The organism is Lysobacter firmicutimachus (genome assembly GCF_037027445.1).
In the GTDB taxonomy this organism is placed as follows: domain Bacteria; phylum Pseudomonadota; class Gammaproteobacteria; order Xanthomonadales; family Xanthomonadaceae; genus Lysobacter; species Lysobacter firmicutimachus.
Map to the genome: position 1 here is coordinate 2,929,028 of NZ_JBANDL010000002.1, position 12,016 is coordinate 2,941,043.

Here is a 12,016-nt window from a genome sequence, read left to right on the forward strand (position 1 = left end):
GACCACGCCGAATCCTTTGTGGCACAAGCATTGCAATAGGGTTGGCGAGAAAATGACCAGAAGATTTCCTTGACATCGCTCACGCGATCTCACCTTCGCGCCATCGTCACGCGCCGGCGCTCGCCGCCCATTCAGGCGCCGACGCCGCCGGCCGCCAGCAAGCGGTCCAACACCGACTTCAAGGCCAGCGGCTTGACCGGCTTGGGCAGCAAGGCGACCCCGGCTTCGTGCACGGCCTGCCGCACGGCGGCCCCCGTGTCGGCGCTGAGCAGCAGGCAGGGCCGCGCGCCGAATTCGTCGCTCAGGCGCTGCGCCAGGGCCAGGCCGGTGTCGTCGTCGTCGAGGTGGAAGTCGAACAGCCACAGCGCTGCCGGCCGCTCGCGCAGGGCCCTGCGTGCGGCTTCGTCGCCGTCGGCGGTGGCCACCTCGCAGCCCCAGCGCCGCAACACCTCGTCCAGCGCCGCCAGCGCCTGCGGATCGTTGTCCACCGCCAGCACGCGCAGGCCGGCGACGCTGCGCTGAGCGCCGGCCGGCAACGCCGCCGACGGCATCGGCGCATGCGGCAGGCGTACCGCGAACGCGGTGCCGCGGCCGAGCGCACTGCGCAGGCTCAGCGGTGCATCCAGCAACTGGGCGATGCGGTCGGCGATCGACAGTCCCAGGCCCAGGCCCTGCCCCGGCGCGTCTTCGCCGCGGCGGAACTCTTCGAAGATCGCCGACTGCTGATCCGCAGCGATGCCCGGCCCGCTGTCCAGCACTTCCACCGCCAGCGCGCCGGCGCGCCGGCGCACGCCGAGCAGGACGCCGCCGCGTTCGGTGTAGCGCACCGCATTGGCGAGGAAGTTCTGCAGCACCCGGCGCAGCAGCTGCGGATCGCTGCGGGTCCAGGCGCGGCTGGCGACGTAGCGGAAACGCAGGCCGCGCGCCGCCGCGATCGCGCCGAACTCCGAGGCCAGCGGATCGAGCACTTCGGCCAGCGGAAACTCGCGCGGCTGCGGCACCAGGCCGCCGGCTTGCAGGCGCGACATGTCCAGCAGGCCGGTCAGCAGATCGCCGGTGGAATCCAGCGCACCGCCGATCTGGGCCACGGTCTCGCGCTGCGCCGGCGCGGTCAGCTGCTGCGCCAGGGCATCGGTGAACAGCTGTGCAGCGTGCAGCGGCTGCATCAGATCGTGGCCGACCGCGGCCAGGAAGCGGCTCTTGGCTTCGTTGGCGCGCTCGGCCTCGCGCTTGGCGACTTCCAGATCGGCGGTGCGCGCGGCCACCCGCTGCTCCAGGGTCTCGTTGGCCTGGATCAGCCCGGCCTCGGCGCGGCGGAACGCGGTGACATCGGTGAAGGTGGCGACGAACCCGCCACCGGGCATGGGATTGCCGCGGATCTCGACGATGCTGCCGTCGGCGAGCACGCGCTCGGACAGATGCGGGGTGCCGGCGCGCATGAACGCCAGGCGCCGCTGCAGCGCGCGCTCCAGATCGCCCTGCATCGGCAGGCGCTGCATCGCCCAGCGCGCCAGGTCGGCGATCGGACGGCCGACCTGCAGCAGCTCCGGCGGATACGCGAACAACTCGGCATAGCGCCGGTTCCACGCCACCAGGCGCAGTTGCGCGTCGACCACGCTGATGCCCTGGCTCATGTTCTGCAGCGCCGCTTCGAGCACGCGCTGGTTGAATCGCAGGTCGGCCGAGGCTTCGCCGACGATCGCCGCGACCGTGTCCAGGTCGCGCCCGGTTTCGCGCCGCGCCGCGTCCAGCAGCACGCGCGCCGACGCCGAGCCCAGCACCGCGGCCAGTTCGCGTTCCAATGCAGCCTCGACTTCGGCCGCCACCGGCGCACCCGCGGGCGCGGCATCGAGCAGCTGCGCGACGCGTTCGCGCGGCAGGAAACGCAGGCCGGCCGCGCGCAGGGTCTGCACGTCCAGACCGCGCCGCGCGCTGCGCGGGGTTTCGCGCCGCCACACCGCCGCCAGCACGGTCGCCAGCGTGCCCAGGAACAGGCTGGCGCCGACCGCGCGGCCGAGCCGGCTCCAGCCGGTCAGGCCGAACAGGCGCTCCGGCGCCAGCCACGACCAGCCCAGCGGACCTTCGTGCAGCCAGGCCGGAGCCACGCCGCCCGCGTCGTGCAGCATCGGCAGCAACAAGGCCCAGGCCCAGGCGGCGAAGCCGGCCGCGATGCCGATCACCGCCGCGCGCGCCGGCGTCTGCGGCCGCCATACCGCGAAGGCCAGCGCCGGCGCCAGCGTGGCCAAGGCCGAGAACGACACCGCGCCGACATCGGCCAGCGCTTCGCTGCCGGCGATCAAGCGGCTATAGCCCCAAGCCAGCAGCATGATCGCGACGATGCCGCCGCGGCGCAGCGCCAACACGCGCCCGCGCAGATCGCTGTCGCGCGCCCACGCTCCGCGCAGCAGGCCCGGCGCGAACCAGTGGTTGCCGATCATCAGGCTCAGGGTGAGCGTGCTGACCACGACCATGCCGGTGGCGGCGCTGAGCCCGCCGAGGAAGGCGAACAAGGCCAGCGACTCGTGCCCTTGCGACAGCGGCAAGGCCAGCACGTACAAGTCCGACGGCACCTGCGAGCCGAGCATCGCCTGCCCGACCGTCGCCAACGGCAATACCGGCAAGGCGATCAGCAACAGATACAGCGGGAACTGCCAGCGCGCGGTACGCACGTCGCGCTCGTCGCGGCACTCGACCACGCCGACATGGAACTGGTGCGGCAAGATGAACATCGCCAGCCCGCCGAGCAGCACCAGCGGCGCGAAGCCGCCGGTCTCGTCGGCCGGCAGCGGCGCCGTCGCGATCGGCGCCGTCAGGCCGTGATCCAGGCCGAACCAGACCAGGGCGCCGATCGCCAGCATCGCGGCGAGCTTGAACACCGACTCGAACGCCATCGCCAGGACCAGGCCGCGGTTGTGCTCGGCGGCGCTGGCGCGGCGGGTGCCGAACAGCATCGCGAACAAGGCCATCGCCAGGGCCACGTACAGCGCGCTGTCGCGCCACGCCGGCGACGCCGCGCCGTCGGTGGCGCGGGTGGTCAGCATGGCGAAGCTCATCGCCACCGCCTTGAGCTGCAAGGCGATGTAGGGAATCAGGCCGAGCGCGGCGACCAAGGTCACGGTCGCGGCCAACCAGGCGTCCTTGCCGAGCCGGGTGGCGATCAGGTCGGCCAGCGAGGTCGCGTTGGTTTCGCGCGCGAGCTTGACCAGCCGCATCATGAAGCCGACCGCGAAGGCGTAGAACAGGATCGAGCCGAGGAAGGTCGGCGGCAGCGGCCAACCGTAGCGCGCGGCCTGGGTGACGGTGCCGTAGAAGGTCCACGAGGTGCAGTGCACCGCCAGCGACAGCGCGTAGATGTGGCGCCAGTGCTTGGCCAGCGCGGCCGGCCGGCGCTCGGCGAACAAAGCGGTGCCGAACATCAGCGCCAGCCAGGCCAGGCTGGCCAGGGCGACGACGGTAAGGCTCAGCATGGGTGGCAGGAGCGCGGCATCGGCGCAGGATAGCGCGTGGCAGCGGACTGCGGCGCGGGAGATGGTGTCTTGCGCGAGCCGAAGCCGGTCCCCAGCCCGCCTCTTTTTCAAGAGGGCAACGGCTAGCGCGGAGACGGCCGCTGCGGCTGCGGCGGATGCGACTACGGCTGCCGCTACAGTCGCGGCTGGCTACGGCTGCAGTAGCGACAACGGCAGTTGCTGCGGCTGAGACAGGGACCGAGGGCAAGCACAGGAGCGGGACCGGACTTCGGATCGAATTCGGACTTGAAGATCATGGTCCGCCCTCCGAATGGACTCACCGCTTTCTTGAAAAAAAGGGCCTAGAGGGATTCGCTGTTGCCTTGCTGCTGATGCCTTGCTGTCGTCCTCCGGCGGCCTCGCCGGTGCCCCCAAAAAAACAGGCCCCCGCGCGAACGCGGAGGCCTGTTCTTCCGAACCCGCGCGGCCTCCTGCCGCGCGCGATCAGAAGTCGTACTTGACCGAGAAGGTGTACTGGCGCGGCGGACCGTAGAAGCCGGTGTAGACGCCCAGCGCCGAATTCAGGCTGTAACCGGTGGTGCGGTATTCCTTGTCGGTCAGGTTGCTGCCCTGCAGCGACAGCGTCCACGGGCCGTTGCTCTTCCAGGTCACCCCGGCGTTGACCAGGCCGTAACCGTCCTGGGTGATCGGCAGCGCGCCGGTGCGGACGATCTCGGTGGTCGCGATCACGTCGCTCTGGTAGCTGTAGCCGGCCCGCGCCGACAGCTTGCTGCCGTCGGACAGATCGGTGCGGTACTCGACGTTGATCGCGCCGGAGAAGTCCGGGGCGTTGGTGAACTCCTGCTCGTCGGCGATGTTGATCCCGGCGTACATGAACTCGTCGTACTTGGCGTCCAGCCAGGCCAGGTTGCCGGACACCAGCCAATGCTCGTTCGGCAACCACTGGTACTCGACCTCGAAGCCCTGCACCGTGCCCTTGCCGGCGTTGGTGAAGTCTCCGAAGAAGGCGTCGTTGGTGCCGTCGCCGTTGCTGTCGTAGGCGGTGAACACCGACAGCTGGATGTCCTTGTACTTGTTGTGGAAGTACGCCAGGTTCAGGAACAGGCGCTGGTCGAAGAAGGCCATCTTGCTGCCGATCTCATAGCTGTCGACGACCTCGTCGTCGAACGGCTCGGCCGAGCGCGGCACCGCGGTGGCCTGGGCGCGGATGTTGTAGCCGCCCGACTTGAAGCCGCGGGTGGCCAGACCGTACAGCAGAATGTCCGGAGCGATCTGGTAGTCCAGCGAGACCTTCGGCGAGGTGTTCTTGAAATTGATCTTACGGTCGAAGTTGGCCGCGATCACGCCGTTGGGAATGGTGAACGCCGGATCGCGGTAGCCGCGGTTGAGCACCTTGGCGCGCTTGTCCTCGTCGGTGTAACGCACGCCGACGTCGAGCTTGAGCTTGTCGTTCAGGTCGAAGGTCCAGTCGGCGTAGGCGGCGATGCTTTCGGTGTAGACCGTGCCCTGGGTGTCGCCGAAGCTGAGGTTGAAGAAGTTGTTCAGCACCTGGCCGCCGGCCTCGCCGTCGAAGCCGTAGATGCCCATCACGCCGCGCGCGCGGCCGCCGCCGTCGTAATTGGCCTGCAATTCGTGGCTGACCTGCTGGTCGCGGTAGAACGCCTTCACGTCGGCGATCTTGTTCTGCAGCGTGTCGAAGTCGATGTTGGTCTCGGTATCGGATTCGCGCTTGGCGATCACGTACTTGAAGGCCCAATCCTCGTTGGCGCGCCAGTTGACCGTCGCCGAGGCGCCCTTGATCGTGGTGTCGTTGACGTTGGGCATGCCGTTGCGCACGTCGTAGCGGTCGTCCAACGGCGCCTGGCCGGGGGCGAAGCGGTTCGGCGCCAGCATCTTGGCGCCGCGCACGCCGGACTGGTCGTCCATCCAGTCGAAGGCGAACTGGATGTCCAGATCGTCGCTGACATACGCGCCGAGGCTGCCGCGCAGGGCCAGCACTTCCTTGTCGCTGACGTCCTGGCCGGTGACCACGTTCCTGCCGAAGCCGTCGCGGTTGAGGCTGGCGACCGAAATCCGCCCGCGCAACGCATCGTCGCCGCCGATCGGGCCGCCGATCGCGGCCTTGACGTCGAGCTGGCCGTAGTTGCCCACCGTGACCGAGGCGAAGCCGTCGAGCGAGGTCGGCAGGCCGCGCGAGATGTACTTGATCGCGCCGCCGATGGTGTTCTTGCCGTACAGCGTGCCCTGCGGTCCGCGCAAGACTTCGACCCGCTCGACGTCGAACACGTCCAGCAGCGCGCCCTGGGGGCGAGCGATGTAGACGTCGTCCATGTAGATGCCGACGCCGGGGTCGACGCCCCACAGCGGATCGGACTGGCCGATGCCGCGGATGTAGGCGGTGATGGTGCTGCTGGAGCCGCGGGCGGCATAGACGGTCAGGTTCGGCACCAGCGCGTCCAGGTCGGACAGGTCTTCGACGTTGAGCCGGTCCAGCGCCTCGGGGGTGAAGGCGGTGATCGCGACCGGCACCTCCTGCAGGGTTTCCTCGCGCTTGCGCGCGGTCACGGTCAGGCCGCCGAGGGTCTTGGCCTCGGCTTGGGCGGCCGGTGCCGCGTCCTGCGCCCAGGCCGCGGGCGCCAACAGCGCACCGGCGATCGCCAGGCTCAGGTAATTGCGCACGGTCCTGCCCACGATGGCGCCGCGCGGATGCTTGCCTTGCTTCACGTCTGTCTCCTCCCCAGAAACCGGTCGGCGGTCGGACCGTCGCCACCGCCGCCGCCGTTCCCGTCCCTCGGCGGAAACGACGGCGACGGCAGGACGCAGGCCCCCGCCATGCAGCGCAGACTAGGAGGCCGACGCCGCCGCGGCTGCTGTACCTTCGGACAATGCCGGGCTCCGGCGGGCTTGCCGACACTGCGTCCACGACGGGCGCGGAGCCTGTCACGGGGAACGAAACCGATGGCGTTTTTGATCGTGCTGGCCGCGCTGTGCTTCCTGATGTATGTCGCCTACCGCGGCCACAGCGTGATCCTGTTCGCCCCGGTGGCCGCGCTCGGCGCGGTGCTGCTGACCGATCCCAGCCTGGTCGCGCCGATGTTCACCGGCCTGTTCATGGACAAGATGGTCGGCTTCCTCAAGCTGTATTTCCCGGTATTCCTGCTCGGCGCGATCTTCGGCAAGCTGATCGAACTGTCCGGTTTCTCCAAGGCGATAGTGGCGGCCACCATCCGTCTGCTCGGGCGCGAGCGGGCGATGTTGTCGATCGTCGCGGTCTGCGCCCTGCTGACCTACGGCGGCGTGTCGCTGTTCGTGGCGGTGTTCGCGGTCTACCCCTTCGCCGCCGAGCTGTTCCGGCAGAGCGCCATCCCCAAACGGCTGATCCCCGGCACGATCGCGCTCGGCGCGTTCACCTTCACCATGGACGCCTTGCCCGGCACGCCGCAGATCCAGAACATCATCCCGACCGCGTTCTTCGGCACCGACACCTGGGCCGCGCCCTGGCTGGGCCTGCTCGGCGGCGTGTTCATCCTGATCGTGGGCCTGAGCTATCTGAACTGGCGCCGCCGGGCCGCCGCCGCGGCCGGCGAAGGCTACGGCGACAACCTGGTCAACGAACCGGCGCCGTTCGCCGGCGATGCCCTGCCCAACCCGCTGCTGGCCTTGTTGCCGCTGGTCCTGGTCGGGGTCGCCAACAAGCTGCTCAGCGTCTGGTTGCCGCAGGTCTACGGCAGCGAGCACCGCTTCGACCCGGCGGTGATCGGCAACGCCGCGCCGGTGGTGCAGGAGGTGTCCAAGGTCGCGGCGATCTGGGCGGTCGAGGGCGCCTTGCTGATCGGCATCGCTGCGGTACTGGTCTGCGCCTGGAAACCGATCGCCGGCCGCTTCGCCGAAGGCAGCAAGGCCGCGATCGGCGGCGCCCTGCTGGCGGCGATGAACACCGCCAGCGAATACGGCTTCGGCGCGGTGATCGCGGCGCTGCCCGGCTTCCTGGTGGTCGCCAACGCCTTGAGCGCGATTCCCAATCCTCTGGTCAACGAAGCGATCACCGTGACCGCGCTGGCCGGAATCACCGGCTCGGCCTCCGGCGGCATGAGCATCGCCCTGGCGGCGATGGCCGACAGCTTCATCGCCAACGCCAACGCCGCCGGCATTCCGATGGAGGTGCTGCACCGGGTCGCGTCGATGGCCTCCGGCGGCATGGACACCCTACCCCACAACGGCGCGGTGATCACTCTGCTCGCCGTCACCGGCCTGACCCATCGCCAGGCCTACAAGGACGTGTTCGCGATCACCCTGATCAAGACGGCGGCGGTGTTCGTGGTCATCGCGACCTTCTACGCCACCGGCCTGGTCTGAGCGGCCGCCCGGGGCCGCCGCGGGCAACGCATACCGCTTGCAGCAATGGCGTGAACCGCGACATCCGCGGCGACGACCGGCAAGGATGGATTGCGCATCGCGGCCGCTCCGCGCGTAAAGTTCCAAACCGTTTACGCGCCGCCTGCGCAGATCGCGCCCGAACCGCTGCGCAATGCCGGCCGCACGGGCGTTTGTCGCATTTGACGCGTCCAAAGCGGTGCGCAGGACATCTTCGGCGCTGGGCGACGCTCACGGATCGACCTATAGTCGGCCACTCTCCTCCGCTCAGCGTACCCGCATGCGCCTCGTCATCGCCGCCTTGCTGTGCCTGTCGTCCCTGCTCGCGCCGTCGCTCGCCCGCGCCGCCGATGCGCTCAACCATCGCGCCATCGCCTTCTACTACAACTGGTACGGCAGCCCGGCGCTGGACGGCGCACGCCTGCACTGGGCCCACGACGTACTGCCGGAGAACGACCGCGACACCACCCGCAAGCGCATCCCCGGCGACGGCGATATCGCCGCCAACTTCTACCCGCAGCTCGGCGAATACAGCAGCGCCGATCCGGCGATCATCGAGCGGCATATGCGCATGCTGGTGCAGGCCCGCATCGGCACGGTGGCGGTCACCTGGCTCGGCGTCGACGACCCCAGCTTCAAGAGCCTGGCGCCGCTGTTCGCCGCCGCGCAGCGCCACGGCGTGAAGATCTGTTTCCAGATCGAACCGGCCGCGCGCAAGACCGCCGACGACGCGCGCGCGGCGATCGTCGAGATCCTGGACCGCTACGGCAGGCATCCCGCGTTCTACCGCGATGCGCAGACCCAGCGGCCGCTGTTCTTCGTCTACGACTCCTACGTGATCGACCGCAGGGAATGGGCGCGGGTCCTGAGCCGCGACGGCGCGCAGACCCTCCGCGGCACCGATTACGACGCCGACGTGCTCGGCCTGTGGGTCGGCGCGGACGAGCACGCCTTCTTCGAACAATCCGGTTTCGACGGCTTCTACACCTATTTCGCCAGCCGCGGCTTCAGCTACGGCGCGACGCCGGAGCATTGGCCGGACCTGCAACGCTGGGCCAAGCGGCACGGCAAATTGTTCGTGCCCTCGGTCGGTCCTGGCTATGTCGATACCCGGGTGCGGCCGTGGAACGCCAAGAACACCAAGGACCGCGAGCGCGGCGGCTATTACGACGCGATGTTCCGCGCCGCGATCGGCAGCGGCGCGCCCTTGATCGGCATCACCTCGTTCAATGAGTGGCACGAGGGCACCCAGATCGAACCGGCGGTGCCGTTCCGGCATGCGGCCTTCGATTACCTCGACTATGCGCCGCGCAAGCCGGACTACTACCTGGACCGCACGGCGTATTGGCTCGATCGCTTCGGCCGATGAGCCCGCTTGTAGGAGCGGCGCAAGCCGCGACAGCCGAAGCGTCGAACGCAAGCGCCACGGCCGAAGCCCGGACGCGCGAAGTGGTCGCCGGCCCGACCTGAAACGACTCGGCTTCGGCTGCCACAGTGGGACTTCGTCGCTTCGGTTGTCGCGGCTTACGCCGCTCCTACCCGGGAGGAATCGAGGCTCAATGCTTGGCCCGCCGAAACGCCGGCTTTTGTAGGAGCGGAGTAAGCCGCGACAACCGAAGCCGCGCACGCGAGCGCCGCAGCCGAAGACCGGAAGCGCGAAGTGGTTGCTGGCTCGACCTGGACAGACTCGGCTTCGGCTGCCGCGGTGGTGTTTAGTCGCTTCGGTTGTCGCGGCTCATGACCGGAGGAAATCCCCGTGGGACGCCGCTCCTACAAAAGCGTCGTCAGCGCTCGCGCACCGGGCGCTTGGCCAGGCGGCGCTGCAGGGTCCGGCGGTCGACGCCGAGCACGCGCGCCGCGGCGGATACGTTGCCGCCGCATTCGGCCAGCACCCGCTGCACGTGTTCCCAACCCTGGCGCCGCAGCGACGCGGCCTCGGCCGGCGGTTCCGGCGCCGCTTCCGCGGCAGGCTCGGCGAAGGATTGGGCCAGGGCTTCGATGTCGAACGGCTTGGGCAGATAGTTCCAGGCGCCGCGCCGCATCGCATCGACTGCGGTGGCGATGCTGGCGTAGCCGGTGGCCAGCACGATCCGCGCCTGCGGGCGGCGCTGGCGCAGATCGTGGATCAGCAACAGGCCGTTGTCGGCGCCGAGCTTGAGGTCAAGCACGATCCCGTCGGGAGCGAACTCCTCCACCGCGGCGAGCGCGCTGGCCGCGTCGTGGCGCGCCTGCACTTCGACTCCGCGCCTGCCCAGCAGCCGCGCAAGCACTTGGCAGAACGCCAGATCGTCGTCGATCAACAGCACCCGCGCGGGCAGGCTCATGCCGCGTCCTCCGCCGCCGACGCCAGCAAGGGCAGATCGATTTCGGTGGCGCAGCCGCCGCCTTCGCGCTCGACCTGGCGCATGCGCCCGCGGCTGCGTTCGATCGCCGCCTTGGAGATCATCAGGCCGATGCCCAGGCCGCCGCCCTCGCCGTCCTGCAGGCGCGGCCGCTCGGCGATGCGCTGCGGGCCGGCGCCGCGGTCGAGGATGCTCAGCACCAGCCAGCCGCTGCGTATCGCCGTCTCGACGTCCACCGGCAGATCGCGGCCGAGTGCGGCGTTGGCGTCGGCGGCGTTGTTGATCAGGTTGATGATCGCTTGCTGCAGGCCGGGGTCGACCCGGACCCGGCCGCCTGCGGCGCCGGGACGGAACTGCGCGCTGGCGTTCGGCCGCAGCAGGCGCCAGCGGTCGACGCAGGCGTGGACGAAACCGTCGGCGGATTCCACCGTCGGCTCGCCGGCCGCGCCGCGGCGCGCCATCTCGGCCAGGGCCCGCACGTGTTCGCGGCAATGGCTCAACTGCGCGCGTATCAGTTCGATGTCTTCGCGCGCCGGCGGCTCCTCGTGCGCCAACCAGTCGTCGACCAGCAGGCCCATGGTCGCCAGCGGCGTGTTGAGTTCGTGCGCGGTGCCGGCGGCGAGCGAGCCCAGCGCCGACAGCGATTCGTCGCGGATCGCCCGTTCGCGCGCTTCCGACAGCCGCCGCCGCTGCTCGCGCACCACGCTCATGAAGCGGCTCAGCACGACCGCCATGATCCCGGCCGAGAGCAGGAAGTTGATCCACATCCCGGTCACGTGCAGCTGGAAATCGCCGCCGTGCATGTGCGGCAAGGGGATGTTGTGGCGCATCAGCCAGGTGTACAACGCCGCGGTCAGCGCGGTCAGGCCCAGCATCGGCGCGATGTCCAGGCCGATCGCCGCCACCGCCACCGGCAACAGGTACAGCGAGACGAAGGGGTTGGCCGGCCCGCCGGAGAAATACAACAAAGCGGTCAGCGCCAGCAGGTCGACCAGCAGTTGCAGGATCAACGCGCGCGGACCGGCGTCGCGGTGGCGCAGCGACCACCCATGGCTGAGCACGTTGAACGCCAGCAGTCCGCACGAGATCGCCAGCAGTTCGCGCGCCGGGATCGGCAGGTTCAGGCGCTGGACCACGAACACCACGGTCAGCATCTGCCCGGCCACGGCCATGTATCGCAGGTAGATCAGCAGTTGCAGCACGGTTCGGCCCACGCAACGCGAGATCCGGATTATCGCATCCCCGCGTCACCGCGCCGCGGGCTGCGGCGATCGGTCCCGGCCGCCGGAGCGGACGCCCTGTCGGTTGTGACAGGCGGCAAAGCCGGCGGCGCCGCGGCCGCTATCCTCGACCGGCCAGAATCGTCTGGCGATCACAGGAAAGGACCTCATGAAATCGCAAGGATCGACGCTCATGAAACCCCTGTTCGGCTCCGCCCTCGCCGCCCTTCTCGGCAGCGGCGCCATCGCCCCGGCGGCCGCGCAAACCGGCCAGCCGGTGCTGTATTGCTTCGTCGGCCCCAACAGCCAGCCGCCGGTCGGCGACTTCGGCCGCTGCAGCACGAATTACCCCGCCAGCAGCTACACCGCGGTGTTCGAAGTCCGGCGCCTGCCCGCCGGCAGCTACAGTTTCGTCTGGACCACCGAGAGCGGCCTGGTGCTGGCCTGCGCCACGGCGCGCTGCAGCCAGACCTATCGCGGCAATATGGAAATCAGCGACATCGTCAGCGTGACCTACACCAACCTCGCCACCGGCGAATCGAGGACGCTGAGCCGCGCGCTGGCGATCAACGGGCCGTTCTGAGCGCTTCGCCGGCCGCCACCGCGACGCGGC

At 69.5% G+C, this 12,016-nt stretch carries 7 protein-coding genes; 3 read left to right on the forward strand and 4 right to left on the reverse strand.

The features are described 5' to 3' along the window. Positions 1–131: 131 nt before the first annotated feature. Both V2J18_RS12880 and V2J18_RS12885 read right to left on the reverse strand, forming a co-directional pair. The gene (locus tag V2J18_RS12880; RefSeq protein WP_336131966.1) at positions 132–3,467 is read right to left on the reverse strand and encodes a hybrid sensor histidine kinase/response regulator; all 3,336 of its coding nucleotides are present in this window, start codon (positions 3,465–3,467) and stop codon (positions 132–134) included. Between the two features lie 483 nt (positions 3,468–3,950). After that, positions 3,951–6,122 (reverse strand): TonB-dependent receptor, encoded by a 2,172-nt coding sequence (locus V2J18_RS12885; protein ID WP_064749538.1) that lies wholly within the window; start codon positions 6,120–6,122, stop codon positions 3,951–3,953. Between the two features lie 303 nt (positions 6,123–6,425). Here V2J18_RS12885 and V2J18_RS12890 point away from each other — a divergent pair, with 303 nt between their 5' ends. Both V2J18_RS12890 and V2J18_RS12895 read left to right on the forward strand, forming a co-directional pair. Continuing rightward, positions 6,426–7,823, forward strand: coding sequence for a GntP family permease (locus tag V2J18_RS12890; protein ID WP_336131967.1), 1,398 nt, complete (start codon positions 6,426–6,428; stop codon positions 7,821–7,823). Between the two features lie 298 nt (positions 7,824–8,121). Next, complete coding sequence (locus V2J18_RS12895) at positions 8,122–9,210, forward strand: glycoside hydrolase family 99 protein (protein WP_336131968.1); 1,089 nt, start codon at positions 8,122–8,124, stop codon at positions 9,208–9,210. A gap of 415 nt (positions 9,211–9,625) precedes the next feature. Here the strand turns inward: V2J18_RS12895 and V2J18_RS12900 are convergent, their stop codons facing one another. Continuing rightward, positions 9,626–10,165, reverse strand: a complete 540-nt coding sequence (locus V2J18_RS12900) for a response regulator transcription factor (protein WP_064749502.1) — start codon at positions 10,163–10,165, stop codon at positions 9,626–9,628. After that, positions 10,162–11,397 carry an ATP-binding protein gene (locus V2J18_RS12905; protein ID WP_336131969.1) on the reverse strand — a complete coding sequence of 412 codons (1,236 nt, stop codon included), beginning with the start codon at positions 11,395–11,397 and terminating at the stop codon, positions 10,162–10,164. The genes V2J18_RS12900 and V2J18_RS12905 overlap by 4 nt, the downstream gene beginning before the upstream one ends. A 199-nt stretch (positions 11,398–11,596) precedes the next feature. Between V2J18_RS12905 and V2J18_RS12910 the strand changes: the two genes are divergently transcribed. Continuing rightward, entirely contained in the window at positions 11,597–11,986 is a 390-nt protein-coding gene (locus V2J18_RS12910; RefSeq protein ID WP_064749504.1) for a hypothetical protein, read from the forward strand. The last annotated feature ends 30 nt before the right edge of the window (positions 11,987–12,016 follow it).

Coding starts and splice junctions, on each gene's coding strand:
- V2J18_RS12880 (WP_336131966.1), bottom strand. CDS start 3,467: ATGCTGAGCCTTACCGTCGTCGCCCTGGCCAGCCTGGCCTGGCTGGCG.
- V2J18_RS12895 (WP_336131968.1), top strand. CDS start 8,122: ATGCGCCTCGTCATCGCCGCCTTGCTGTGCCTGTCGTCCCTGCTCGCG.
- V2J18_RS12890 (WP_336131967.1), top strand. CDS start 6,426: ATGGCGTTTTTGATCGTGCTGGCCGCGCTGTGCTTCCTGATGTATGTC.
- V2J18_RS12910 (WP_064749504.1), top strand. CDS start 11,597: ATGAAACCCCTGTTCGGCTCCGCCCTCGCCGCCCTTCTCGGCAGCGGC.
- V2J18_RS12900 (WP_064749502.1), bottom strand. CDS start 10,165: ATGAGCCTGCCCGCGCGGGTGCTGTTGATCGACGACGATCTGGCGTTC.